Source organism: uncultured Cohaesibacter sp., from assembly GCF_963556055.3.
GTDB lineage: Bacteria > Pseudomonadota > Alphaproteobacteria > Rhizobiales > Cohaesibacteraceae > Cohaesibacter.
Map to the genome: position 1 here is coordinate 211,587 of NZ_CAUVYE020000013.1, position 26,258 is coordinate 237,844.

The window sequence follows — 26,258 nt, forward strand, 5'->3', positions numbered from 1 at the left end:
CGTTAACCATAATCGCCCGATTCGTAACAGATCGAAGCAAATAATGTGTGCAACTGCCAGATGGATTGAAAGTGACAATATCGAATCAGAAAAATCACAAAAACCACATTATATTCAGATAATTAAGAGCACGGACCCACCCTCGGAACCGTTAGGATAAAAATCCCAGGTGAGCAATGGTTAACAAATTGCTACCGTACCAACAAAATAGTAGTTCCTTTGACTTTGCTCTCCTTGTACGATGCAACGCAAAAGTTTGATGCTTGCGGACTCCCCAAATCCGTCGATCATGAGCGTGCCCTGAATTTGATTTGAGGGCCGGTTGCAGGATTTGAAACACCGGGCGCATCAGACAAGAGTGTGGTTCGAGAACGAAATTAAACCAACAGGGGAAATTGCAATTTTCGAGAGGCTATCCGTCAGCCCCGCTGATAGGAACGAGTATTGCAGGACTGTGGCGAGTATTGAGTAGGATAAGGCTAGATCAGACATGGTAAGAAAGTCTCCAAAAATTCAGGATCCGACAGAAGCGGCTCTGTCGGCAGTTGAAGATGCTTTAAAATTGGACTTTGATGTCTCCGATGAAGCGGAGGAGTCCGGCAAGACTTCCGAAGCATCCTCGGATATGGCGGTCGAAAACACGGCTCTGAGAGACGAGGAAAGCGGCAAGTCCGAACCTCGGAGCAGCAAGATCAAACCGCGGCCTGCCAATGATGACGAGCAGACTGTCGGTCACATGCTCCATGCCTTGCAACAACCACCAAGCTCGGCCCCCTACATGTTTGCAACGATCCTGTCCCTGTTCTGGGTCGCGATCAGTGGCGGCATTTTCTTTGTAGGCGTTGGTGGCAGCGCATTTGTTGAGGGTGGCGTTTCAGCCCTTCTCAACTCACCGGCTGCTCTTGCAGGTCTTGCCGGGGTTGTCCTGCCGGTCATTCTCTTCTTCATGATGGCCTATATTGTCATTCGCGCGCACGAAATGCGCCAGGTCTCACACACCATGACGCAAGTCGCGATGCGTCTGGTCGAGCCGGAGAATGTTGCCAAGGAATCCGTGGTCAATGTCGGTCAGGCCATTCGCCGCGAAGTGGCCTCCATGAGCGACGGCATCGAAAGGGCCCTGGCGCGCGCTTCTGAACTGGAAGTGATGGTTCACAATGAAGTGTCCTCGCTCGAACGCGCTTATTCGGAAAACGAGTTGCGCATCCGCTCGCTGATCGACGATTTGATCACCCAGCGTGAAGCCATCGTCAGCAATTCCGAGCGTGTACGCGCTTCGATTTCGGGGGCTCATACCAGCCTTTCCAACGAACTGAACACGACGAGCGAGTCCATTTCCAAAAGCGTGTCCGACGCTGGCTCTCGCGTAACCCTTTCACTGGCGGAAAAAGGCGAACAGATCACCATTGCTCTGGCCAATGCGGGCGAGACGATGGTCAATGTTCTCTCCAACCGTGGCTCAGATCTCGTTGACCGTCTTTCGACGACCGGCGCAACCGTGACAGAATCCCTCACCGATGCAGGCCAGTCGATCACCAACCAGTTGAACATGTCCAGCATCGACATTTCCCAGAAACTGGAACAGACGGGGACAGACCTTACCAGCCAGCTCGCAAGCATCGGTCACGAAGTGACAGACCGCTTTATCGGCGCAGGCCAGGAACTGACGACTACCCTCTCCCAGACCGGCGAAAATGTAACCTACAACATCGCCAGTGTAGGAGAAGGCATCAACGAAAATCTTCAGGCCATCGGCACCAGCGTAACCGAAAATCTTGCCAACACGGGCAATGCGCTCAGTGGCGAATTGCGCACCATCAGCTCTGAGGTTACGGAAAATATTGCCGGAACCGGTCAGGCACTTACAGACAATCTCAGAAGCTTTGGCTCTGAAGTTACCACAAATCTTGCCAATACCGGCGGAGCCATCACGGGCGAACTGAGAGAGATCGGCACATCGGTAACAAGCAGCCTGTCTGAAATCAGCGCCACCATGACCCAGTCCATGTCTGAAACAGGTTCAACCGTTGCGGACAACATCCGGACACAAGGGTCTGAAATCGTCTCCGCCATCACGGAACGGTCCGCTGAAGTCTCCGAAGCCCTCAAAGGCACCGGCGATGCGCTTCTGGTTGATCTGTCTCTGCGCGGGAACGAAATCAACGAGAAACTGGACGACACTGGCAGCAAGGTGGCACAGACCATTTCCTCGACAGGTATGGACCTGACCCAGAGGATGACGGAAACCGGAGCGCACATCTCCGAAACCCTGTCCTCACAAGGCGACCAGCTTGCCGGGCGGCTGGATGAAACCGCAGAACGGATTCATCAGACTGTTACGGTCAAGGGTGGCGAACTCAACACTCAGCTTGAAGCCCATGCAACGAATCTCGGCTCCATGCTTGATGAACGCACCAGCAGCATGAACACTGTGTTGCAGACGCAATCTGCGGCCATGACCGAGAATCTGGAAAAAGCCTCTCATATCGCCACAGATGCTCTCAACAGTCGCTCGATGGAAGTCACCGAACGTCTGGCCATGGTCGGAACCGAAATCGCCAAAGTCATCGCCCAGCGCGGCAACAAGGTCAAGGACCTGTTCGAAACCGCAGGCGGCGAACTGACCAATGCCCTTCAGGGCCAGAGCGAAGCCATCCGCATCGCAATGGAAGAACGCGTCAAGGCATTTGATGATGTCGTCTCCGTACAGGGCACCAATCTGGTGAGCCATCTCGGTGATCGTCTCGATTCCCTCAGCAACTCGATGGATCAGCGCATCAATGCGCTCGATCAGACCCTGTTTGCTCGTGCTGGCGAAATCGAAACCATGCTTGACACGCGGCTTGAAGGCTTCTCCGTCAATGTGACGACCAAGGCCGAGGAAGTCGCCAACACCCTCACATCTAGTGCCCAGAGCTTTGAGCAGGACATCACAAGTCGCCTTGGTGGCTTCGAGGACAATATCTCGAGTTTGACCATGAATTTCGCCTCCAAGGCGGACACGCTCAACAATGCGCTCGAAGAACGCACCGGCAAACTTGATGAAACGCTCGACACGCGCGCGCGCCACATCAACGAAACCCTGCTGGAACGCACCCGCGATATCGCTGCGGCCTATTCCCAAGGCCAGCATGATATCAACGAGAGCATGGACAAACGCCTCACGCTCGTCGGCGAAACCCTGTCACGTCAGGCTCACGATCTGACCGAGACCCTGTCGGATCGCGTTGCAGAAATCAACGTGTCACTCGGCAGCAAGGTCTTCGAGGTAGCAGAGACCCTCGACAGCCGTTCGGCACAGATCGAGGCCATTCTGAATGATCGTCTCAACGCGATCTCGACCAACTTCGCGACCGAAAGCGCCAAGGCAAGGGATGCCCTTGCATCGACCCTGACCACGGCAAGCGCCGAGATCACCGAGAAGACCGAGAATTTCAATGCGGTCCTCGGCTCGCGGTCTGCCGAGCTTTCCGCAATCCTTGATGAAAAGGGCAACTCGGTCGTTCAGGCTCTGGACAGCCGCTCTGAAAACATCACTCAAACCTTCCAGAAGGCTGGCGAAAGCATCATTCAGAGCCTCTCCAGCCGCGGCGGTGAAATTGCCAGAGCTGTGGCACAGGAAAGCGCCCGCGCTTCCCAGACACTGGCGCAGACCGGTGAAACGCTGGTCTCGGCCATCACCGAAAACAGCGTTCGCGCAACAGAAACCTTGGAAGAAAGCACCAACAAGGCAGTTCAGGCCATCAACGAAAGCACGGATCGCTCTGTCAACTCTCTGGCAAGCAGCACCGAGCATGCAGCCCAGACCATGACGGGCAGTGCACAGAAAGCACTCCATGCGCTGGAAGAAAGCACATCCCGGACCAGAGAGGTTCTCACCTCCAGCGTTCAGGTGGCCGTCGATACGCTGAGCGAAAAATCGACCGAAACGCTGTCTGCCATGGATGAAAGCTCCAAACGAACGGTGGAAGCACTCACAATCAGTTCGGAGCAGGCAAAAACTGCACTTGAAGCCTCTTCAAGCAATCTGGTCAAGGCCATCGCCCAGACCAGCCACGACGCGATCATCAATCTTGACAATTCCAACAAACGGATTGTCGAGGCGATGCGCGTTGCCTCCGAGGAAGCAAGCCAGTCCATGAGCAGCACCAACGAGTTGCTGCGGTCTGACGGAACGGAAATCGTCGAGCGTCTCAAAAACGCCAACGACACCCTGTCCGAACTCCTGCTCAATGCCGGACACAGCCTGTCGACCATCGAAACCAGCCTTTCCGATCAAACTGGCCGCTTCCGTCAGGTTGTCGAAACGGTTGTTCACGAAGCTGGCAGCTCGGCCAACCAATTGACCGATCAGGTTCAGGATCTGCGGAATGTCTCAAACAACATTCTGGGTCAGGTCGCGTCTTTGACCGACAAGTTCGAAGAGCAGGCAACGGCTCTTGTCAACAGCACGCGCCTGATGGAATCGACAAACAGCCGACTGGAAGGCACCGTCGAGGAACGCAGAGCCATGCTCTCGGCAATGACCGAAGATCTGGTTCACCGGACCGAAGCCATCGAGAATGTGCTCAACAACTTCACGTCCATCATCGCAAGTACCCTGAGCACAGCCGAAGGACGCGCCCGCGACGTTGGCATGCTTCTGAGCCAGAGCACCGAAGGCGTATCCAAGGAAGTCATGGATCAGCTCGAACAGCTCCGCATCAATGCCGCATCCGAAGGCCGCCGTGCTGCCGAGTCCATTCGCGCCGTTCAGCGCGAAATGAGCGAGGAAATGGCACAGTCCATGGCCGAAGCCAATTCCCGCTTCGAGCAGGCAACCATGGATATCCGCTCGATCACGCAAGAGATCAAACGCGATCTTGACAATACACGTGCGGAACTCAAGCATGGCCTGACTGAATTGCCCGGCGAAACACGGGAAGCAACCGGAGCCATGCGCAGGGTCGTATCCGAACAGATCGATGCCCTCAAGGAGCTGTCCCGTGTGGTTCAGCGCCATGGCAACATGTTCGATACCGTGCAGTCTTCCGAGCGAACCAGCTCCAGCCAGCAACGTTCGATGAGCCAGCCGCAGCCGCAACAACAGCGTCCGCTGCCGCCGGTTCAACAAACCCAGATGCGTCAACCCGAACCACCTGCTCAAACCGCAAGTGCTTATACCGCGCCTCAACATCATGAGGATGACGGACGGTCCGGCGGCTGGGTCTCCGATCTGTTGCGCCGTGCATCCCAGCCGGAAGACAACATGCCTCAGCCGGGCGACGCAGAAGCCCTTGCTCCGATCTCGAAAGACATCATTCGCGGCATCGACAGCACCAATCAGGCAGAAGCCTGGGAAAGCTATCGTCGCGGCGAAGGAGGAAGCTTCTCTCGTCGGCTCTACACACTGAAGGGCCAACAGACCTTTGAAGATGTCCGCATGCGTTATCAGCGTGACACCGATTTCCGCAACACGGTCAATCGCTATGTCGCAGACTATGAGCGCATCCTTGATGACATTTCCCGTCAGGACCGGGACGGCTCGCAAACGATGAGCTATCTCACCTCTGACACCGGCAAGGTCTACACCATGCTGGCCCATGCCAGCGGGCGCCTCGGATAGGGAAGGTTTGACCCATAAGGGGCGAATGCCCCGAGAAATGGCAGAAAGACAAAAAGGGTGCCTGATGGCACCCTTTTTTATTCGACAGCCAAAAGCGGATCATCACGCTTCGATAGCGCAATATTGCGTCAAAGGCTGCCGCAAACTGCTCGGCAGCAAGCGTCCGAAAGCAATCGGCAAAGGCGTGGTTCAGCTATATTGGGCGACGCGATCACGCAAATCTGCCGGCTCTTCATCATCGCTGACTTCCTCGGCAAAGGCCATTGCAGCAGAAAACTCGTCAGACACCATTTTATCGAAAATGTCTGCATCGGACGCGTCTTCATCGACGTCGAATGAAACCTCTTCGTCTGCTTTGGCCTCTGCGTCAGTTCCATCGGCTTCACCGTCATCCTCATCAACGGTTGCCGCGGCAAACACATCAGCCTCGCCCTCTTCCGTTTCAATCGCTTGATCCTGCGATGGGTCAACCGTCTCCAGATAGTCCTCTGCTTCGGTTTCGCCTTCAGAAGCCCAATCGAGATCGCGCATGTCGACAAATTCTATGCCGTCATCCTCGGAGTCCGGATCAACCGCAACAACATCGCTTTCATCCATGGCGATATCGTCAAAGTCCACAGCGGGTTCGGCCTCGTCTTTCTCTTCGGAAGAGAGAGCCAAATCGACATCGCCCTCTGCCATGGCCTCGGCGTCCATGTCTGCAACATCGACATCATCGGACCCATCAACCACATCTTCGAGTGTCTCTACATCAATGGTGTCGAACAGAGCATCAACATCGTCCTGATCGGCTTCTTCATGCAGATCGACCTGATCGAACAGCACATCAACGTCATTCTGACCAACCCCCTCACCATCAAGCGCAGGACCATTGAGCAAATGGGCATCCGGGCGAGCGTCGCCCCGCTTGATATCGTGATGATCCACCTCGACACCATCGGATTCAAAGCCCCAGATTTCAATCATCTTGTTGATACGCGTTTCGACATAACGCATCGCATCAACAATCTTGCGAATTCTCTGTCCGGTCAAATCCTGGAAGGAGCAGGCCATATAGATATTGGTCGCTTCCATGTCCAGCTCGTTGCATTTTTCTTCGTCAACGCCCTGTTCACGCAGCGTCCAGGCATATTCCTGAATTTTCTCGGCCGACCCCAGAATGTCGCCGGTTGCGGATTCCGTTTGTGAAACGATAGCATCGAGCTCCAGCGTGGCCCTCTCGAACCGCTCGGACCCCTTGTTGTCTTCATGCTTGATCTGTGCGATTTCGCGCTTGGTCTTGTCAATCGCGGCCGCCATGTCTGCCAGATCCATACGAACCTGATTCATCAGCGATGAAGGTGCTCTCTCCCGGACAATTGTCTTTTCCAGTTTATCAATTGCCGTTAATAGGGTATCTGTGTCCGCATTGCGGTTCCGCCGAGCATATTCAGAAAGAAACCAGCGACCACGCGCAGTTTCCATCACAGCGGCTTCAATTGCCAGATAGTCCTCTTGTCGCAGGGGCGAAGGTGGCATTGGCTTGCTCATGGTTCTGACCAAATTCCTATCTAAAATGGCTCGAATCAGCGCAAATATACGCATTCTCACGATGATGCTACAGATGAATTATTAACGCACTTTTACTTTTTGTCGGGCAAATTGACAATGAAAGCAACAAATCAAGGCAAATATGCGCTGCGCATGTCCGGTTTTTTTGCCGGTTATTTCTTCCCATTCGGGATCTATATCCCCTTTTTTGCCGTTTGGTTGAAGAGCCTTGATTTCAGTCCCGAAGCAATCGGCCTTGTGCTCACGATCCCAATGGTCACCCGTGTCCTGTTCACACCGGTGATGGCGGCGCTGTCCGACAAGCTGGGCAATCGCAGATTGGCCCTGCGGATCTATTGCGGGCTGTATGGCCTCACCTTTGCGCTTATCCTGCTCAATGACAGTCTGTGGTGGATCGCCCTGATAATGGCGATCTCCCATATTTTCCAGAGCGCAATCATTCCTGTGGCCGATTCTCTTGCCCTGGCGGGAACTCGGCGTTTTGGCCTCGACTACGGACGCATGCGCAGTTCCGGATCATTCTCCTTCATGCTGGCCAATCTGGCTGGTGGCTTCATACTGGGATGGCTGGGCGCGGACAAGATCATCTGGCTCATGGTTCTTGGCAACATACTGCATATTCTGTTTTCCTTTTCCCTGCCCGTCGATCCCAGACTGATCGACAATCGCACCTTGTCCAAACAGACAAAAATGGATTGGCAACAGCTGAAGCAATTCGCCCAGATCGGCTTCTGGATTGTCCTTATTGCCACGTCGCTTATTCAGGCCTCCCACAGCATGCTCTATTCCTTTGCGACAATTTACTGGCAGAAAATTGGCATCCCGTCGAACATCACCGGTCTTTTGTGGTCTGTGTCCGTTCTGGCAGAAGTGCTTCTCTTCACATTTTCCAAAAAAATCAGCTCATTCCTCAATTGGAAACAGCTGATGAGCGTCGCAGCCATAATGGCTTGCCTGCGCTGGACACTCTTTCCGTTTGAATTGCCGATCTTTGTCTACTTCATTTTGCAAATACTGCATGCTGGCACATTTGCTTGCGCGCATCTGGGCGCGATGTTTTTCATCAATGAAATCGTCGATGACGCGTTATCTGGCACCGCCCAGGGCCTCTACACCATGCTGACCGGGTTATTATCGGCAATCGCCACAACAGTTTCGGGATACCTGTTTGCCCAGTGGAGCGGCATGGCTTTTTTGTCCATGGCAATCGTGAGTCTAATGGCCCTTTCGCTGCTGATCACGGCCCGGTCTTTCATCCTTGCTCCCATCAAGGCTGATTAACCACACAGCCTTGAGAAAAAACATTGATACATCCGAATGCTGAAAATACAGTTTGAAAGCTATCTTTTTGCCAGTATTAAGAATAAAAATGAATGTGTGTTAACTTAATTTGCACGTCGCCCCTGATCTTTTCAGAACAGATGTGACAGGCCCGGACTTCAAGGTGCGACGGAGACATGGCCCCACAGGGATCAGACATTGCGATTAATGGGCAACCGCCCTATTTGACGGCCGATATCGAGTCTGCGCCGGGCGTGCTTGTGATCTCGGGCGACTGGACTATCGAGACGCTCAAGGACGCAGATTTACTTGTAACTTCCTTTCTGGAAAGCAACAAGGGCGCTTCGTACCTCGATCTGTCGGGCCTCTCGTTGCTCGACACATCCGGTGCCTGGGTCATCATCCGCCTCATGCGAGCCTTGGCCATCCCTCTGACAGATGAAACCCCCATTCGCCCCGATCACCGTTCCCTGTTTGAAGCGGTAGCAGAAACGAACAACACACCACCGGAGCAGAATCGCACCAGCTCCCCAGTCATAAACGCCCTTGAGAAGACCGGGGAAGATGTGGTCGAGATCTACTCGGACATCAAGATCCTGGCCCATTTGATGGGCGGGGTCATGGCCAGTCTGTTTACAAGCCTGATCCACCCACGCCGATTGCGTCTGACCTCGATTGTCCATCACGTCGAACAGGTGGGTGTGAAGGCCATTCCGATCGTCGCGATCATGTCCTTCCTCGTCGGAGCGATCGTTGCTCAACAGGGCGCATTCCAATTGCGCAAATTCGGAGCACACACGCTGGTTATCGACCTGGTGGGTATCCTTGTCTTGCGCGAGGTGGGGATCCTGCTGACAGCCATTCTGGTCGCGGGGCGTTCGGGTAGCGCCTTTACCGCAGAAATCGGCTCAATGAAAATGCGCGAAGAAGTCGATGCCATGCGCGTGATGGGATTGAATATCATAGAAGTGCTCATCGCTCCGCGCGTCATTGCCCTGATCATCGCGCTGCCACTGCTCGGCATTGTCGCCGATATCTCCGCGTTGGCTGGCGGCAGCATGCTTCTCTGGATCTATTCCGACATCACTCCTGCCTCCTACATCAACTGGCTGCGTGAAGCGGTTGCGGTCAATACGTTCATGGTCGGTATCATCAAGGCCCCCTTCATGGCCCTGATCATTGCGCTGATTTCATGCAGCGAAGGCCTCCAGGTGGGCGGCAGTGCTGAGAGCCTTGGACGCAGAACGACGGCCGCCGTTGTCAAATCGATCTTTCTGATGGTGCTTGTCGATGGCGTCTTTGCGATTTTCTTCGCAGCCGTCGGATATTGAGGAGGTGACAATGACCGATATCATCCAGCCTCAAGCCTCCGTCCAGACGCATCCCTCAAGGGAAAGCGGCACCAATACGCCCCCTCCACTTCTGAAGGTCATGGATCTGACCGTCGGCTTTGATGAGGACAATATACTCGAAAATCTGCAACTGGAAGTTCAGACCGGAGAGATCCTCGGGATCGTGGGGGCCTCCGGGACAGGCAAGTCCGTATTGCTCAGAAGCATTCTGGGCCTGATTCCGAAACGGTCCGGACGTTTTGTCATTTTCGGGCACGACATGGAACAACTCTCGGCCAGAGACAGACTGAAGGTGGAAAGGCGCCTTGGTGTGCTGTTTCAGCATGGCGCTCTTTTCTCTTCCCTGACGGTGCTTGAGAATATTCAGGTGCCAATGAGGGAATATCTTTCGCTTCCCAAGCGCTTGATGAATGAATTGGCCCTCTCCAAAATCGAGCTTGTCGGACTGCATCCGGATGCTGCTCACAAATACCCCTCCGAGCTATCAGGGGGCATGATAAAACGGGCAGCCCTTGCGCGAGCCCTTGCGCTCGATCCGCATCTGGTGTTTCTCGACGAGCCGACTTCAGGCCTTGATCCGATCAGCGCCGAAGAGTTTGATGACCTCATTTCAACCTTGCGCGACACTTTGGGTCTGACCGTCTTTATGGTAACCCATGATCTGGATAGTCTCAGTCAGGCGTGCGACAGAATCGCAGTTTTGGCGGATCGCCGCGTTTTGGCGACGGGCTCCATGCATGAATTGCAGGGCAATTCTCACCCCTGGATCAAACGATATTTCACCGGCAAACGTGCCGTCAGACAATGGGACAAGAGCTGACAAATGGAAACCAAAGCCAACTTTGTGGCCATCGGCCTGTTCACACTGATCCTCACAGCAATCGGTTTCGGCTTCATCTATTGGGTGGCCAAATATGATGAAACCAAGCCGATGAAGGAAATTGTCGTGCAGTTCGAGGGGTCGATTGCCGGCCTCATCAAGGGTGGCTCGGTTCTGTTCAATGGCATCAAGGTCGGCGAAGTGACCAATCTCGAATATGACGCCAACAACCCGCTTTTTGTAAAAGCGAAATTGCTGGTCGACGCCGACATCCCACTTAAAAAAGACAGCAAGGTTGAATTGTCGTTTCAGGGCCTAACCGGTGTTGGAACCGTCGAGATCAAGGGAGGCAGCCCAAACCTTCCCGATCTGCTGGACCAACAAGAGGTCCCCACGATGAAAGCCAGCAGTTCGGCGATGGAAGACTTGATGAAAGGCGCTCGCCAGGTTCTCGCCAGAGCAGACAGCGTATTGTCAAAAGTCGAGAAGATTGTCGACGAGAATGATGATCGCATTGGCAACTCGATAGAGAATATCGAGATTTTCACGACCTCTCTCAAAAACAATGCCGACAATGTCGACACATTCCTGGCTGATGCATCTGGTGCCGCCAAGGGTCTGACCTCTCTTTCCGCGCGGTTGGAAACGCTGAGCGACCGGGCAGAGTCCCTGCTTTCTGCGGTTGACCCGCAAAGCATCAAAACCAGCGTCGCAAATGTCGAAACATTTACGACCAGACTTGCCAGCGCTTCGGACAAATTTGACGAAGTCGTCAATGATGCATCCATGGCCGCAAAAGGCATAAACGAATTTTCAGGCAACCTCAGCCAGTCTCTGGCCAAAGTCGACACAATCGTCGAAAGCGTCGAACCTGAAACCGTGCGCGAAGCGGTTGGCTCCCTGCAAGCTTTTGCAACCAAACTCGACAATTCTTCAAAGGACATTGACGAAATTCTGGACAATGCGAAGCTTGCAACAGCCAACATCAATGACTTCTCGAAAAGCCTTGCGACGCGAACCGATGACTTCAACCACATTGTGACGGAGGCCAAGGAGCTGGCAACCCGCCTTAACAACGCCTCCAAACGGGTGGACACAATCCTTGGCAAGGTCGATGGCGTCCTGTCAGATGAGGAAGGCACAAAAGGTCTCGTTCAGGAAGTCACCCTGGCAGCGAGATCCATCCGGCAAGTTGCAGAGAAATTCGACAAGAAGGCCGACCAGATATCCAACGGCCTAGCCCGCTTCTCAGGCAAAGGACTGAGAGATGTCGAGAGCATGGTCTCCGACGCCAGACGAACAATCAATCGTCTGGAAAGCACAGTGAAGAAGCTCGAGAATGATCCATCCAGTGTCATCTTTGGTGGCAACAAGGTGCGAACTTACAATCAAAGATACTAGTTTCCGGTTTGAAAAACTGAAAAGTTTTGATACTGATCTACTTGTCTTTAGAAATGCAGGCGTTTGGGATTCGGCCCTAACATGAACCCCTTACCAACAATTACTGAAGCCCATATTATGCCAGACAAACATCCCGATGTTGCAAATTGGCAAAAATGACAGAAAAAACGCCCGACTCGTCAAAAAAATAATTGGCAGGTCGGCAGTCTCCGTTACAGTGGAGATCTAGTTAAGGCAGTGAACCGAGGTGCGACCCTTGTCTTTTTCCCGCCAGCTAAGACAGATCACGATATTGCTAGTCCTTTCTGTGGCTTTGGCATCCTGCACGGTCATAGGTGGCGGCAAGGAACTCACCACCTACGACTTGAGCGCAGCAAGTGATCTCTCCGACATAAACGGCCGGAGCAACGCGCAAATTCTTGTTCAGGTTCCTACCGCCTTGAAATCCCTCGATAGCGAAATGATTGTCGTGCGGCCCAATAGCTCGGAAATCACCTATTTTGGTGATGCTCAATGGAGCGACAGCCTTCCCAGGGTTCTGCAAGACAAGCTGATCCAGACTTTCGAGAATTCAAATCGTATCCGCTCGGTTGTCAAACCGGGAGACGGTGTCTCTGTAGACTATAAACTGGCCACTTCGATCCGGGCTTTCGAACTGATCGATGATGATCAGACAGTTGCCAAGGTTTCGCTGTCCATCAAGCTGATCAATGACCGCACAGGACGTGTGCGTGCCTCTCGCCAGTTTCAGGCGGTCGTTCCTGCCAATATTCAGAGCACTGCAAAAGCCGTTCACGCTCTTGATGTGGCATTGAACTCCGTCCTTCACGACATATTGGCGTGGGTTGTCAAAACGATCTGACGCCCGACAAGCAAGTAATCCTTTACAGCAGAGCCCGCGCGAGATGAACGGGACGGCGAGAAGCCTCCGCAGTCCTTCCTTGTTCATCCACTATGCCGAGGCAAGTCGATCAAGAAGACCCGCATACGTGACGGCGATCCTTGCTGCTGACCACCATACACGGGGCGGAAACAAGCATCCTGCCTTTGGCACCTTGTCTTGTCCTGAGACGAAGCGTTGCCGAACCGGGTAAATGCCAGCCTAGCCGGCAGCGGCAAACCCCGAGATCCGCAACAATCGAACGGCTCTGTTTATGCCCCATCCTTTTCGAGATTGGACCAGAACTGTCTGGAGCATGCTTCCCAGCTGAACTGCTTGGAGTAGTCGAGGCTGACCTGCGGGTCGATCGTCAAGGCCTTCTTGACAGCAACAGAAAGATCCTCGTCGAGCGCTCCAGCTCCGCTATCGCCAATCACGTCCAGCGGACCCATGACAGGATAGGCAGCGACAGGCAACCCGGACGCCATGGCTTCCAGGAGCACAATACCGAACGTGTCTGTTTTCGATGGGAAGACAAAGACATCGCAAGACGCGTAAATCTCGGCCAAATCTTCCCCTTCATGCAGACCTAGGAACTTGACATCCGGATATTGCTTCTCAAGCTGGCCCCTTTGCGGCCCGTCACCAACGACGACTTTGGTGCCCTCGACATCGAGATCGAGAAAGGCCTGAATGTTTTTCTCCACCGCGACGCGACCGACATAAAGCAGCAAGGGGCCCGGATAATCCAGCACCTTTTTTTCGCGCGGACGAAAGAGGCCCAGGTCCACCCCGCGTCCCCAGTAGCAAAGCCTGGAAAATCCACGCGCTTCCAGATCCCGTTTCAGGCTTGGTGTTGCCACCATGCAGCAACGCCCCCGATTGTGGAACCAGCGCAAGGCCGCATAGCTCCAGGAAACGGGCACGGGAAAGCGGGCAGCAAGATATTCAGGGAAGCGTGTGTGATAGGAGGTCGAAAAGGCTTTGCCCCGTTTCAGACAATAACGCCGCGCCAGAAACCCCAAAGGTCCCTCTGTCGAAATGTGAATATAGTCCGGATTGATCTCGTCGATCTTCTTGGCCACCCCCCTTGTCAGGGTCAAGGAAAGCCGAATCTCGGGATAGGTTGGACAAGGCACGGTCTTGAATGACAGCGGGGTTAGATAATTGACGTCAATCCCCTGTTTCGTCAATTCCTGCCCCAAACGATCCAACGAGCGAACAACACCATTTACTTGTGGATGCCACGCATCCGTCACTATTAGAAGTCCACTCATGCAAGCGCCTTGGTAGAAGTTGTACTATCGATTTGCGGAACTGTTTTAGAGGCATCGCTCCATTGGATCAACTCGAACCTTCCGTCCTGATGTTCCACGATCGCGGTGCAGCTCTCAACCCAGTCCCCGGTATTGTAGTAGGAGAGACCGAATTTGTCGTGCATCTCGGCATGATGGATATGCCCGCAAATCACACCATCCACGTTGAATTTCTTAGCTTCATTGGACAGTGTTTCCTCAAAGGTGCCGATGAAGTTGACAGCATTCTTGACCTTCATCTTTGCCCAGGCTGAGAGCGACCAATAACTAAAGCCAAGCCGTCTGCGCACCACATTCAGAACCGTATTGACCCCAAGCGCAAAACTGTAGGCCCAATCACCCAAATGAGCCAGCCATTTGGCATGTCGCACCACCATGTCATACTGGTCACCATGAATGACCAGTAACCGCCGCCCGTCAGCCGTTTCATGGATGTTATGTGCCATGACCTCAACACCACCGAAATGGGCACCGTAATAGTTGCGCAGGAACTCGTCATGATTCCCCGGCACATAGATGATCCTGGCACCCTTGCGACCCTTGCGAAGCAGTTTCTGCACGACGTCATTGTGGCTCTGAGGCCAATGCCAGCGGTTCTGCAAACGCCAGCCATCAACAATATCACCGACGAGATAGATGGTTTCTGCATCGTGATATTTTAGAAATTCAAGCAGCATCTCTGCCTGACAACCGCGGCTACCTAAATGAACATCAGAAATGAAAAGTGTCCGATGTTTATAAAGCCCTTCTTTGCTGGACTGTTTCATGAGTTCGCTCTGATTCACTAGCTGAAAGTATTTGTGCCACTTTTAAGAATGCGCTGTCTCACTTTTGTGACAATCAAAGAAATTGGAGATCAAAAGATTTGCAGATTTGCACAAATACTCTGTCAGGCGCCGTTCCTGTTCACAACAGCAAGTCATCAAGGCCCAAATCCGTCTCTATATCCTTCGGATACGAGCAACAGGACCCAATAAAAATCAAAAGAACAAAAGACCCCGCTGGGCCATTCAAAACAACGAAAAAACAGGTCCGACAGGAAATAGCATGACTCGATAGTCATTGGCCGAGACCGGACGCGTCCAAACCAATACAGACGCAGCCTTGCTTATTGCCTCAAGCCAATGAAATCCTGTAAACGCGGCACCTTCTAGACGCTTTTGATCTGTTTCTCTGCTCTCTGGGCCAAACCAAGCTGCCGCTCGCGATAGAGAACAAAGAGCCCCGCCCCGATCACAAAAAAAGCACCGACAAGAACTGTGCTCGTCGGATATTCCGAAAACAGAACGATACCGATAAAGACGTTCCAGATCATGTTCACATAATCAAACGGAGCAAGCAAAGACACCTCGGTAACGCTCACCGCCTTGGTCATGATTATCTGCCCCAAACCACCAAAGACACCGGCAAGAATGAGCAAAATGGACGTTTTCAGATCGGGAAGCACCCAGCCCCAATAAAGGCTGACCAGCGAAAAGACCGATGTCGCAACAAAGAAATAGAAAACAATGGCAGCGTTTTTTTCTGTCTTCGTCATATGCCTGATGAGAATACCAGCCGACGCCATGAAAAAGGTCGAGGTCACACACAGAATTGCCCCCACCAAGCCCACATCACCTGATGACTGCGACAAACGAGGCCACAGAATGATCAACACTCCGAAAAATGCCAGACCAACAGCACTCCAGCGATAGATGCGGACGACTTCCTTGAGGAAAATCGCAGCAAGTGCAACCACCATCAAAGGATTCAGGAATGAAATGGCGGTTGCTTCAGGCAGAGGCAACATGGAAACCGAGGAAAACCAGCAGAACATGCCACCGGCCCCAACCACAGAACGCCGAACATGAGCCCACGGATTTTTCGTCCTGATACAATCGCGCCAGTCCCCTTGAATGGCCGTAACCAGCACAAGAGGAAACAGGGCAAAGAAACAACGTGCAAAAATCACTTCCCCGATTGGTACATCGCTCGAGGTATATTTGATGATGGCAAGCATCACCGCAAAAAAAACCGTCGACAGGAGCTTTAGACCAATACCGTACATCGAACTCATGGCGTCACAATTCCTCAAGAAAGAAAGGTGCAAAACCAGAAGGCATGAAGCTGAATCTGGCGTATATAAAAAGCACCACCGGCCAATGAAACAATGAATTGACGGAGGCTAAAGGCACCCCTGGCGGACAAAACCAGGATAGCTGTGATTATTACCGCTAAACATTGCGATTACTGACAGGTCAAAATGCGGATCTGAGAGGAATTGCAAAAAAAGGGGCGAGAAATTCAATTCTTCATGCTTTTCTAAAAAGATCAAGCTGAATTTCCTCTGACTTTGGATTGACCTGATCAATAAAATCCCTATTCAACGTCCATGAAAAGCAGCATTGTCAGACTTCTCAAGGGCTCCTTCCCGGCTTGCGACGGCACATTGTAGCGCAGGATGACATTTACATTTTCAGGATCATATGCTAAATCTGGTATCCCACTCCACCATTCAGACATATGCGTAATCCACCAGATTCACTTGGCAAGTCACCAGCGCGCCGAGGCGTATCTCTATATTCAAGGTTTCCCTCTGCATGGCATTTTCATCGCTTTCGAGCAGCAGAATCATTACGGTATGTCAAAATCTTCCCTCCAACATCCAGGCAGTGGCGATCATGTTCATCGCCATGATCTTCTTCACGGCGCAAAGCGGGATAATAAAGGAACTTGGGCAAACGCTGCACGTGACGCAAATCGTCGTGATCAGACAATGGCTCATGGTCCTTCTTTTGTTCCCCCCCCTTTTGAAGTCGACGAAAGGCCACCTCAAAATCAACCGCAAAGACCTCTTGCTCATGCGCTCATGCCTGACGTTCGTCAGCATATTGGCAGGCCTGACAGCAATCATCGAATTACCACTGGCAACTGCAACAACACTGAGCTTCACAAAGACATTTTTCCTGACGGTCTTTGCAATCCTGATCCTCAAGGAAACAGTGGGACCGAGGCGGATTGGCGCTCTTGTTGTCGGCTTCCTTGGCATCCTGATCATTGCCCGGCCAGCTGAGTTGCTCCGCTCCGGCATCGACATCAATATAACCCTGTCTCTCCTTTCGGCGGCTGCGATCGCGGCCAATCAGATCATTGTCCGAATTCATTTGCGCTACGATACGCCAACCCTCATCGTTGCCAGTCAGGCTTTCATCATCGGCGTCGCGATGATCCCACTGGCCTATTTTCACTGGATCCCGCTAAGCTGGAATGACTTTTTCTGGATTGCCGTCACCGCCGGCATCGCCAGTTTTGCCCAGTGGATGATGGTCCATGCCTTCAAGCGGGCCGAGACAACGGCCCTCGCACCTTTCGACTATATGAGGCTCATCCTTTCGACAATCGTAGGCTGGTATATGTTTAACGAATGGCCCGACGCCTTTACCTGGATTGGGGCAGCGATCATTTTCGCTTCAACTTTCTACATCATGCGCCGTGAGGCCAAACTGGAAAAGGCCAAGGCACTGGCCATTGAGTAGAAACTGCCTTTCAGACCCGTTTGTGGCAGGAAGCCGAGACCACACTTGCTTCTTGCCACAAACCGAATCCAGACAATGAGATCATGGCGACCGAAATGAAATGATGTCACACCACGAAAAACTGAGCGCAGCTTTGGCCCATTTCACCGCTCACTGCTTTTTCGGTGATGCAAGCCTGTTGGACAACTGCCCCAAAGACGCCGGAATATATCTCGTGGCCATAGAATTGAAGCACGCAGCAGCCCTCAAGCGCCCATCTGCCATGATGCTCAAAGCAGGCCTTTACGTCTATGCAGGGAGCGCCCATGGTCCAGGAGGCCTCAAGGCGCGTTTGTCACGCCATCTGAAGAAGGAGAAGACACTGCGCTGGCATATCGATCAGCTTACAACGCAAGCATCATCGCTAACCGCATTTGGCTGGCTTGATGGCACTGAATGCGATCTCGTCAAACTGTTGAGCAACAATCCCGATTTTTTCCATCCCGTTCCCGGTTTTGGCAGCTCTGACTGCTCCGATTGCACATCGCACCTTTTGGGATTGAAATGAAAAAGCGCCATCAAGTCGAAACAGAGACAAACCGGACATGAAAAAGGCGGAACAGGAAACCCTGCTCCGCCTTTTCAGATTTGTGAAGTTCAGGCAATCAATCCGATGCGTGGTTCCGCTGCGGGTTCTGTACTTCCTTCTCGCGTCTCACCGCCAGCTTGTTGAGAGCGGACACATAGGCGCGAGCCGAAGAAACCATTGTATCGGTATCGGCTGCCCGTCCCGTCACTGTTGTATCGCCTTCTCGCAACCGGCAAGACACCTCGGCCTGCGCGTCGGTGCCTGCGGTCACGGCACTCACCTGATACAGCATCAGGCGTGCCTTGTGCGGGAACATCTGCTTGATCGCGTTGAAAATCGCATCAACCGGACCATCACCCGTTGCTTCCTTGGTGACATGTGTACCGTCCATATCCAGCGTAACGATTGCTTTCTGAATACCGCTTGTACCCGCAATGACGGTCATCGCAATAACCTTGATCTTGTCCGAGGCCGCTCCGACTTCATCATCGACCAGCGCCTCGATATCTTCGTCAAAGATATTTTTCTTCTTGTCAGCCAAGGCCTTAAACCGGTTGAACGCATCTTCGAAAGCATTCTCGCCCAACTCATAGCCCAGCTCGACCAGCTTCTCCTTGAAAGCATGGCGGCCTGAATGCTTGCCCATCACCAGATCTGTGCCACCGACGCCAACATCCTCGGGCTTCATGATCTCGTAGGTCTCGGCATTTTTCAGCATACCATCCTGATGAATACCGGACTCATGCGCAAAGGCATTCTTGCCGACAATCGCCTTGTTATACTGCACGGGGAAAGCTGAAACCGCAGAAACCAGCTTGGATGCTCTGGTCAGCAGCTTGCTATTGATGCCGGTTTCATATGGGAACATGTCATTTCTGGTACGGATCGCCATGACGATTTCTTCCAGCGCCGCATTGCCTGCCCGCTCTCCCAGACCATTGATGGTACATTCGATCTGCCGCGCCCCACCCTTGGCCGCAGCCAGAGAGTTGGACACCGCCATGCCCAAATCATTGTGGCAATGAGCCGAGAAAATGGCCTTGTCGGAATTTGGAACCGTTTCGATGATACGGGAAAACAGCGCGGTAATCTCATCCGGAGCGGTATAACCGACCGTATCGGGAATATTGATTGTCGTTGCCCCGGCATTGATGGCCGCTTCAACGCACCGGCACAGAAAGTCGAATTCCGTGCGCGTGCCATCTTCCGCAGACCATTCCACATCATCGGTCCAGTTGCGTGCGCGCGTAACCGACTCGATCACCTTCTCATAGACCCGGTCCGGCTCCATCTGCAATTTATATTTCATATGCACCGGACTGGTGGAGATGAAGGTATGAATGCGTTTGTTCTCAGCGTGCTTGATCGCCTCACCTGCCCGATCAATGTCTTTCGAACTTGCCCTCGACAATCCGCAAACCGTCGCATTCTTGACGATCTTGGCAATTTCAGACACCGCTTCGAAATCGCCGTTGGATGCAATAGGAAACCCTGCCTCGATAACATCAACACCCAGCTCATCCAGCAACCGCGCAACTTGCAGCTTCTCCTCCAAAGTCATCGAAGCTCCCGGAGACTGCTCACCGTCACGCAAGGTCGTATCAAAAATTACAATTCTGTCCGTCATTGAATTTGTCCTGATTTTTTGGCCGCTCCAGCAAAGAGGTCCTGATCATAAAAACATGCTGTCGAGCGGCGGAATTCGTTCTGCTGCTACTTGATGTCCTCCCCTGAAGATCCGCCGCAAACCGAAGCCTGCGCCTGTCGATGTTCAGGGGCACATAAGGAGTAGAAGTTCAGAAGCACGAGCAAGAGCAGCGGGAGCCGTTGGCTCAACCGACTTTGTCCGACCGATTATGCTCAAAGGAGCGGTCATACGTCTCTCTCTTGGCTCTCAAAAGGAACACATGGGCAAACATCACAAGATGTATATCTCCCTCTGTAAAGGAACTGGGGCACCGATACAAGAATAAAGTGAGAAAACACCCAAGGTAATTTTACCAAACTCTATAGTGGCAATTTACCCAATCACGACAATAAAACAATCTGAAATTGAAAGTATTAATGACATAATAACAGATTGGACTAACGAACAAATCAACACATGGGAGACTAAAATTAATCAAAACTACAATAAAAGCCATATGTACCGATAAAAACAAACAGAATTTTAGGAATTTACTTGAACTATGTAGAAATGACCTCGCGACAAAAGTCAGAATTATATGCAGACCAGTGCAAAAAACACGTGAAAGGCGACCATAATGCGTGTGATAAACAAAGCAAAACTTACGCAGAAAGTGACATTTCTTATCATTGGATCTGTTGTCATTTGCATGCTCTCACTCGCCGGAGCCACCTGGTTCACCATCAGCAACAAGATCAAGACCGATGTCTTGCATCAACAATCGGTAAGCATTCGGGTTGCTGCTCAGGTCTTCGAGTCAAGGATTCCTGATGTCAAGGTGACAAGAAACGCATCAGGAGACATAACGCGTCTGACCATGAAAGACGTTCCCGATTTTGACAGCCACGACATGATTGACAATGTCGGCAGCATTACCGGTGAGACCGCGACCGTTTTCAAATGGGATGAAGAAACCCGCGATTTCTGGCGAAAAACGACCAACATCAAAAAGCCGGACGGAAATCGGGCCATTGGCACACCTCTCGGCCAGAAGGGCGCCGTCTATCCGGTCATCACCCAAGGCAAGACCTTTGTTGGTGAGGCTGTCATTCTTGGCATTCCCTACTACACGCTGTATCAACCGATCTTCTCGGAAAGCAATTCAGTCATCGGCATTCTCTATGTCGGGATAGAGAAATTCAGAGTGGATTCGATCCTGAGAGAAGTGTCCTACAGCCTCTTGCTGTCTTCGCTGCTTGTCGGTCTGGCCATCGTCGCATTTGCTTTCGTTGCCGGCGCACGCCTGATGAAACCCCTGCCCGTGATGACAAGCCTGCTGGACCAGATCACCAAGGACGTATCGCCTCCGACAATCCCATATCTGGATCGTCTTGATGAAATTGGTGACATGGCAAAAGCGGTTTCTGTTCTGAACGAAAAAAACAGCCATCGCATCGAACTTGAGCAGAACAAGACTCGCACCGATGAGGAACGTGAAGCGAGACAAACAAGCATTCTCAAGGCCATCCGGGAATTTGATGAAGACATCAAGATCGTGCTGGACAGCGTCGACAGCAATTCCCGCACCATGGCTGAAACGGCACAAAAGCTGACAGAGATTGCGGAGTCAACTGAGGCTCAATCATCAAACGCGGCCTCTGTTTCCAATGAAGCGGCAAGCAACGTCCAGACCGTGGCCTCCGCGTCCGAAGAACTATCCGCTTCAATCGGCGAAATCTCGTCCCAGCTTGAGAAAACCCGGACCGTTGTCGCGCTCGCATCCGAGGAATCTGTCGCCACGAATGAGAAGGTTGAAAGCCTCGACATGGCAGCCCAGAAAATTGGTGACGTCATCAGCCTCATTCAGGACATTGCGGAACAGACCAACCTGTTGGCACTCAATGCGACAATCGAAGCCGCTCGCGCTGGCGAAATGGGCAAGGGCTTTGCCGTGGTTGCTGCCGAGGTCAAGGAGCTTGCGAACCAGACGTCCAAGGCAACAGAAGAAATCTCCAGCCAGATCACCAACATTCAGTCTTCGTCTCAAGATGCGGTGTCTGCCATCGGCAAGATTTCCGAGACCATGAGTGAAGTCAATGAATATACCAATTCGATTGCCGCGGCAGTCGATCAACAGGGGGCTGCGACTCAGGAGATCAGCGCCAATGTGCAACAGGCCTCCGAAGGGACGAGCGGTGCCAGTGAAATGATGGTCGCGGTCAACAGCTCCGCCTCCGACACGCACCAATCGGCAAGCAAAGTGCTGGAAGCGTCTCATGCAGCAACCGAGCAGGGCAACAGGCTGCGCGCGCGCATCGAGATTTTCCTCAAGGAAATTCAAGCCGCCTGACGGATTGGAATGCAGGCAACAGGATCCCCATGAGGGATACGGCAACAAACAAATGGCACGGCCCTTCCCGGACCGTGCCATATTTCTTTTTCTGCATCAGACATGGTCAGGCCCGAAACGAAGCATCGCCTTATCTGTAATGATGCAACAGATAGGTACGCGTGGCACTCAAGGCAGACCAGACATGTTGAGCTCTTGGCGATGTGCAGTAGGCAAGCGATGGCGCCATCGAAACCTGCCCAACGCCAACATGGGTGAATTTTTTATCATTGAGAAGGAAATCATCCATCGCCGTAATACAGGCCTGTTTGTAGCCTTCCAGATCACCGGACAGGAAAATGTCCCAGATATCGGGCAACAAGATGGTTTCAACACCAATGGATTCTGCGCCAGTCACATCACGGCATGTCTTAAACAAGCCCGCCGTTGCATCGACTGTTGAAGGCGCGGTAATGAGGATGGCAATATCGACACGTCCCGGATTGGACATTGCATTCTTGAAAAGAGCATCTGCCAGCAGGCGGTCAGTCCTGATCACCGGAGCCCCTTCCACCATCAAGCGATCCGCTATTGGGCTAAGCGTGGAACATGTGACAAGCAACAGGTCAACACCTCGTGCACATTCCAGAATAGCACGTTCGATTTCGGCCCCTATATCGGCGTCGATATAACCGAGTTCGGTTACCTTTTGGAGCAGATCATTTCGAACATGATGCGCTTCGGGAACCAGATTGGTCCCCTCAAGCGCTTCGGAAAAAAGCGCGATGTTACTCTCAACGCTGTGGAGAAAGGAAAATGACATTACTGTAGCCTGAAGCTTTGGTCGGAAAAATTCGAACAGGGCCGAGCCTGTTCCTCGGGCTGAACAATAAAACCAAACTCCAGCTAATACCAGTGCTAAATATACAGTTTTCCTTCAGAGACAAGCACAACACTGCCACCAACATATTCATTGGTAAGGCGTCCATCGGACACTTCTATTTCCAGCTCGATAATTGAGGGACGTCCCATTTCAAAGCCTTGTTCCAGGCTGAACCGGTGACTCCCCTGCCCCGGTTTGTCAAACTGGCAAATCACACCAGCAAAGGCAGCGGCAGCCGATCCTGTGGCGGGGTCCTCGACAATTCCCATACCCGGAGCAAACATGCGCGCGTGAAAACTGGAGGAATGGCGTAGCGTCTCGCGCGTATAAAGATAGGCATCGTTATGCTCATGAGAGCCAAAGGCCGTATTCCAGCTCGCCATCACGGGACGCGCTCTGCGCATGGCGTCCAGATTGCGCACGGGCACCATGACGAAGGGAACACCTGTCGAATAGGCGGTCGGCACATGATTTTCAAAGCCGATATCCCTGATATGCAACCCAAGCGCCGCAGCGATTTCATCCTTTGAACCAAGCTGGATAGTGAACGGTTTTGAAAGCTTTGGCACTTCGAAAACAGCCTTGCCCACTCTGTTCGGCTTGATTTTCACCTTGGCACGAATACGCCCCACCTTCTCTTCAAGCAACATTACGCAATTCTGATTGCCTTCCAGATCGGGAAAGCGCAAGAAGCCCAGAAGAACGGCAGTGCCAACCGTCGGATGACCGGCAAATGGCAACTCATAAGCAGGCGTAAAAATGCGAAGGCTTGCACTATGGGCAGCATTTTCCGGCTTGCAGACAAAAACAGTTTCGGAGAAATTGAATTCCCGCGCAATGGTCTGCATTTGTTCATCCGACAGCCCATCGGCATCAGGCAGCACCGCGAGTTGGTTGCCAGCAAAGGCCTCATCGGTAAATACATCCAGAATGAAATAGCTGCGCTCGGATTTTGCCATTCTTTTTCCCTTGAGCATGAAATGCAGAATATGGACATCAAGTATAGTCACATCGCACCCGAATGAACCAGCTCCAAACAGGTCTATACCACCCTAATCTGACAAAATGGCTTTGAAAGCTAAATAATCCCTAAAGAAAATCCCGACCCAAAGGGCCGGGATTCCTGTAACTCACACCAAAGACAGAGACTTAGTTCTTGTCTTTGTTGACCATGGCTTTTTCTTTGATCCATGGCATCATTTCGCGCAGTTTGGCACCCACTTCTTCGACCTGATGGGCATCATTGCGTGCACGGATTGCTTTGAAAGAAGTCTGGTTGACCTTGTTTTCCAGCATCCAGTTGCGCACGAAGGTGCCGTCCTGAATGTCGGTCAGAACATTTTTCATTTCTGCCTTTGTTTCAGGCGTAATCAGGCGAGGACCGGTACAATATTCGCCATATTCAGCGGTGTTGGAAATGGAGTAGTTCATGTTGGCAATACCGCCTTCATAAATCAGATCCACGATCAACTTCATTTCGTGCACGCACTCGAAGTAAGCCATTTCCGGAGCATAACCAGCTTCAACCAGCGTTTCGAAACCGGCGCGCATCAGTTCAACAACGCCGCCACACAGAACAGATTGTTCACCGAACAGGTCGGTTTCACACTCTTCCTTGAAGGTGGTTTCGATGACGCCAGCGCGGCCACCACCATTGGCGGAAGCATAGGACAGGGCCAGATCATGGGCATTGCCGGTCGAATCCTGCGCAACAGCAATAAGGGTCGGCACGCCAGCACCACGAACATACTCGCCGCGAACCGTGTGACCAGGGCCTTTGGGAGCGACCATGGCAACATCCAGATCAGCACGAGGCTCGATCAGGTTGAAATGCACGTTAAGGCCATGAGCGAAAAGCAGCATGGCGTTTTCCTTGAGGTTCGCGTGCATGCAATCATAGTAGATGTCTGCCTGCAACTCATCAGGGGTCAGCATCATGACAACGTCGGCCCATTTGCAAGCCTCCGCGACATTCATCACTTTCAGACCTTCGCCTTCAGCTTTCTTGGCAGAAGAAGACCCTTCACGCAGACCAATTACAAGATTGGCAACGCCGGAATCACGCAAGTTCAGCGCATGAGCATGGCCTTGCGAGCCGTAACCGATGATGGCAACATTTTTGCCTTTGATCAGATTGATATCTGCATCGCGATCATAATATACGCGCATTATTTCTTCCTTTTTTCTCGCCGGCGGGTCACAAAATTTCCCGAACAGCCTCATAATTGGTCGAAACCGAAAGATTTGAACCCGGCCTAAAAGAAGACAGAGGCAAGGTCAAGTCCTAAGATGAAAAGAACGATCATTAATACGTTCCGGATTGATCCAGCCCTAGAGCTCTCCCATCGCACGTTGAAAGCGGTGCACACTTTCAGCAAAGCCATGGATCAGGGCATCCGCAATGAAGCCATGTCCGATGGAAACTTCCCGAATGAACGGAACCTCTTTGATCAGGGCTGGCAGATTTTCAGGTGTAAGGTCGTGGCCGGCATTGACGTCAAGTCCGGCTTCCTTTGCTGCCTTGGCGGTTGCAACCAGCTCTGCCAGCCTGTTGCGCTCAGACACTTCATCAGAATGGCAGGCACCATAGGGACCGGTATAGATCTCGATGCGATCAGCACCAACAGACGCCGCCTTGGCGGGCTGTGCCGGATCGGGATCAACAAACAGGGACACCTTGATGCCCGAGCGCTTGACCAGCGCGATCACACCACGCAGCATGTCTCCGTTGGCTTCAAAATTCCATCCATGATCCGAGGTCTGCTGCGTCGGATCATCAGGCACAAACAGAACCTGATCGGGACGGCATTCCTCGCACAAGGCCAAAAACCGGTTGTCAGGATAACCCTCAAGGCACAATTCCTTGCCGGGAAAGTCCTTGCGGATCATGTCTGCAAGTTCCCAGACGTCCCTGCGCCTGATATGGCGTTCATCAGGACGCGGATGGACGGTAATCCCCTTTGCTCCTGCTTCCAGAGCTATGCGTGCCATGCCCGTGACGCTCGGCCATGGAAGATCCCGCCTATTGCGCAAAACCGCAACCGCATTCACATTGACGCTCAACCGTGTTTTCATCGTCTGTCAGCCCTTCTCGACTAATCCCATTGTTGCTTTTCTTATCAAGCAACAA

18 protein-coding genes are annotated in these 26,258 nt (G+C 52.4%); 9 read left to right on the forward strand and 9 right to left on the reverse strand.

What is annotated here, in order from left to right; all coding sequences use genetic code 11:
- Positions 1-490: 490 nt before the first annotated feature.
- A complete protein-coding gene (locus ACHZB8_RS09720; protein WP_316860064.1) occupies positions 491-5,605 on the forward strand; it encodes a hypothetical protein in 5,115 nt (1,704 codons plus the stop codon).
- 189 nt (positions 5,606-5,794) lie between these two features.
- Here the strand turns inward: ACHZB8_RS09720 and ACHZB8_RS09725 are convergent, their stop codons facing one another.
- Positions 5,795-7,135, reverse strand: coding sequence for a protein phosphatase CheZ (locus ACHZB8_RS09725; protein WP_316860065.1), 1,341 nt, complete (start codon positions 7,133-7,135; stop codon positions 5,795-5,797).
- 117 nt (positions 7,136-7,252) lie between these two features.
- Here ACHZB8_RS09725 and ACHZB8_RS09730 point away from each other — a divergent pair, with 117 nt between their 5' ends.
- The 5 genes from ACHZB8_RS09730 (at position 7,253) to ACHZB8_RS09750 (ending at position 12,872) form a co-directional block, all read left to right on the forward strand.
- Positions 7,253-8,437, forward strand: coding sequence for an MFS transporter (locus ACHZB8_RS09730; RefSeq protein WP_316860066.1), 1,185 nt, complete (start codon positions 7,253-7,255; stop codon positions 8,435-8,437).
- Positions 8,438-8,613: 176 nt separating this feature from the next.
- On the forward strand, positions 8,614-9,768 hold the full coding sequence (locus ACHZB8_RS09735; protein ID WP_316860067.1) for an ABC transporter permease: 1,155 nt from the start codon (positions 8,614-8,616) through the stop codon (positions 9,766-9,768).
- Positions 9,769-9,778: 10 nt separating this feature from the next.
- On the forward strand, positions 9,779-10,609 hold the full coding sequence (locus tag ACHZB8_RS09740) for an ATP-binding cassette domain-containing protein (RefSeq protein ID WP_316860068.1): 831 nt from the start codon (positions 9,779-9,781) through the stop codon (positions 10,607-10,609).
- A gap of 3 nt (positions 10,610-10,612) precedes the next feature.
- A complete protein-coding gene (locus tag ACHZB8_RS09745; protein WP_316860069.1) occupies positions 10,613-12,010 on the forward strand; it encodes an MlaD family protein in 1,398 nt (465 codons plus the stop codon).
- A 256-nt stretch (positions 12,011-12,266) separates the two neighbouring features.
- On the forward strand, positions 12,267-12,872 hold the full coding sequence (locus tag ACHZB8_RS09750; protein ID WP_316860070.1) for an ABC-type transport auxiliary lipoprotein family protein: 606 nt from the start codon (positions 12,267-12,269) through the stop codon (positions 12,870-12,872).
- A 290-nt stretch (positions 12,873-13,162) separates the two neighbouring features.
- On the opposite strand, the gene ACHZB8_RS09755 is transcribed toward ACHZB8_RS09750, so the two are convergent.
- The 3 genes from ACHZB8_RS09755 to ACHZB8_RS09765 all read right to left on the reverse strand — a co-directional run bounded on the left by ACHZB8_RS09755 (position 13,163) and on the right by ACHZB8_RS09765 (position 16,262).
- Positions 13,163-14,167 carry a glycosyltransferase family 1 protein gene (locus ACHZB8_RS09755; RefSeq protein WP_316860071.1) on the reverse strand — a complete coding sequence of 335 codons (1,005 nt, stop codon included), beginning with the start codon at positions 14,165-14,167 and terminating at the stop codon, positions 13,163-13,165.
- Positions 14,164-14,973, reverse strand: coding sequence for a UDP-2,3-diacylglucosamine diphosphatase (locus ACHZB8_RS09760; protein WP_316860072.1), 810 nt, complete (start codon positions 14,971-14,973; stop codon positions 14,164-14,166). The genes ACHZB8_RS09755 and ACHZB8_RS09760 overlap by 4 nt, the downstream gene beginning before the upstream one ends.
- Before the next feature lie 383 nt (positions 14,974-15,356).
- Positions 15,357-16,262, reverse strand: coding sequence for a DMT family transporter (locus tag ACHZB8_RS09765; protein WP_316860073.1), 906 nt, complete (start codon positions 16,260-16,262; stop codon positions 15,357-15,359).
- 523 nt (positions 16,263-16,785) lie between these two features.
- Between ACHZB8_RS09765 and ACHZB8_RS09770 the strand changes: the two genes are divergently transcribed.
- Both ACHZB8_RS09770 and ACHZB8_RS09775 read left to right on the forward strand, forming a co-directional pair.
- Complete coding sequence (locus ACHZB8_RS09770; RefSeq protein WP_316860074.1) at positions 16,786-17,721, forward strand: DMT family transporter; 936 nt, start codon at positions 16,786-16,788, stop codon at positions 17,719-17,721.
- Positions 17,722-17,821: 100 nt separating this feature from the next.
- Positions 17,822-18,268 carry a GIY-YIG nuclease family protein gene (locus ACHZB8_RS09775; protein ID WP_316860075.1) on the forward strand — a complete coding sequence of 149 codons (447 nt, stop codon included), beginning with the start codon at positions 17,822-17,824 and terminating at the stop codon, positions 18,266-18,268.
- Between the two features lie 97 nt (positions 18,269-18,365).
- On the opposite strand, the gene ACHZB8_RS09780 is transcribed toward ACHZB8_RS09775, so the two are convergent.
- On the reverse strand, positions 18,366-19,916 hold the full coding sequence (locus ACHZB8_RS09780; RefSeq protein ID WP_316860076.1) for a 2-isopropylmalate synthase: 1,551 nt from the start codon (positions 19,914-19,916) through the stop codon (positions 18,366-18,368).
- Positions 19,917-20,553: 637 nt separating this feature from the next.
- Between ACHZB8_RS09780 and ACHZB8_RS09785 the strand changes: the two genes are divergently transcribed.
- Positions 20,554-22,266, forward strand: coding sequence for a methyl-accepting chemotaxis protein (locus ACHZB8_RS09785; protein WP_316860077.1), 1,713 nt, complete (start codon positions 20,554-20,556; stop codon positions 22,264-22,266).
- Between the two features lie 130 nt (positions 22,267-22,396).
- Here the strand turns inward: ACHZB8_RS09785 and ACHZB8_RS09790 are convergent, their stop codons facing one another.
- The 4 genes from ACHZB8_RS09790 to ACHZB8_RS09805 form a co-directional block, all read right to left on the reverse strand.
- Entirely contained in the window at positions 22,397-23,068 is a 672-nt protein-coding gene (locus ACHZB8_RS09790) for a hypothetical protein (RefSeq protein ID WP_316860078.1), read from the reverse strand.
- Between the two features lie 95 nt (positions 23,069-23,163).
- Positions 23,164-24,087 carry a PhzF family phenazine biosynthesis protein gene (locus ACHZB8_RS09795; protein ID WP_316860079.1) on the reverse strand — a complete coding sequence of 308 codons (924 nt, stop codon included), beginning with the start codon at positions 24,085-24,087 and terminating at the stop codon, positions 23,164-23,166.
- A gap of 190 nt (positions 24,088-24,277) precedes the next feature.
- Positions 24,278-25,297 (reverse strand): ketol-acid reductoisomerase, encoded by a 1,020-nt coding sequence (gene ilvC / locus ACHZB8_RS09800; protein WP_316860080.1) that lies wholly within the window; start codon positions 25,295-25,297, stop codon positions 24,278-24,280.
- A gap of 162 nt (positions 25,298-25,459) precedes the next feature.
- Positions 25,460-26,203: a pyridoxine 5'-phosphate synthase gene (locus ACHZB8_RS09805; RefSeq protein WP_316860081.1), complete on the reverse strand. Its 744-nt coding sequence runs from the start codon at positions 26,201-26,203 to the stop codon at positions 25,460-25,462.
- Between the last annotated feature and the right edge of the window lie 55 nt (positions 26,204-26,258).

Bases quoted from the DNA above. Each gene is read 5' to 3' on its own strand.
- ACHZB8_RS09725 (WP_316860065.1), bottom strand. From the start codon at position 7,135: ATGAGCAAGCCAATGCCACCTTCGCCCCTGCGACAAGAGGACTATCTG.
- ACHZB8_RS09775 (WP_316860075.1), top strand. From the start codon at position 17,822: ATGATGTCACACCACGAAAAACTGAGCGCAGCTTTGGCCCATTTCACC.
- ACHZB8_RS09770 (WP_316860074.1), top strand. From the start codon at position 16,786: ATGGCATTTTCATCGCTTTCGAGCAGCAGAATCATTACGGTATGTCAA.
- ACHZB8_RS09745 (WP_316860069.1), top strand. From the start codon at position 10,613: ATGGAAACCAAAGCCAACTTTGTGGCCATCGGCCTGTTCACACTGATC.
- ACHZB8_RS09795 (WP_316860079.1), bottom strand. From the start codon at position 24,087: ATGGCAAAATCCGAGCGCAGCTATTTCATTCTGGATGTATTTACCGAT.
- ACHZB8_RS09740 (WP_316860068.1), top strand. From the start codon at position 9,779: ATGACCGATATCATCCAGCCTCAAGCCTCCGTCCAGACGCATCCCTCA.
- ACHZB8_RS09730 (WP_316860066.1), top strand. From the start codon at position 7,253: ATGAAAGCAACAAATCAAGGCAAATATGCGCTGCGCATGTCCGGTTTT.
- ACHZB8_RS09785 (WP_316860077.1), top strand. From the start codon at position 20,554: ATGCGTGTGATAAACAAAGCAAAACTTACGCAGAAAGTGACATTTCTT.
- ACHZB8_RS09720 (WP_316860064.1), top strand. From the start codon at position 491: ATGGTAAGAAAGTCTCCAAAAATTCAGGATCCGACAGAAGCGGCTCTG.
- ACHZB8_RS09760 (WP_316860072.1), bottom strand. From the start codon at position 14,973: ATGAAACAGTCCAGCAAAGAAGGGCTTTATAAACATCGGACACTTTTC.
- ACHZB8_RS09755 (WP_316860071.1), bottom strand. From the start codon at position 14,167: ATGAGTGGACTTCTAATAGTGACGGATGCGTGGCATCCACAAGTAAAT.
- ACHZB8_RS09780 (WP_316860076.1), bottom strand. From the start codon at position 19,916: ATGACGGACAGAATTGTAATTTTTGATACGACCTTGCGTGACGGTGAG.
- ilvC (WP_316860080.1), bottom strand. From the start codon at position 25,297: ATGCGCGTATATTATGATCGCGATGCAGATATCAATCTGATCAAAGGC.
- ACHZB8_RS09765 (WP_316860073.1), bottom strand. From the start codon at position 16,262: ATGAGTTCGATGTACGGTATTGGTCTAAAGCTCCTGTCGACGGTTTTT.
- ACHZB8_RS09735 (WP_316860067.1), top strand. From the start codon at position 8,614: ATGGCCCCACAGGGATCAGACATTGCGATTAATGGGCAACCGCCCTAT.
- ACHZB8_RS09790 (WP_316860078.1), bottom strand. From the start codon at position 23,068: ATGTCATTTTCCTTTCTCCACAGCGTTGAGAGTAACATCGCGCTTTTT.
- ACHZB8_RS09805 (WP_316860081.1), bottom strand. From the start codon at position 26,203: ATGAAAACACGGTTGAGCGTCAATGTGAATGCGGTTGCGGTTTTGCGC.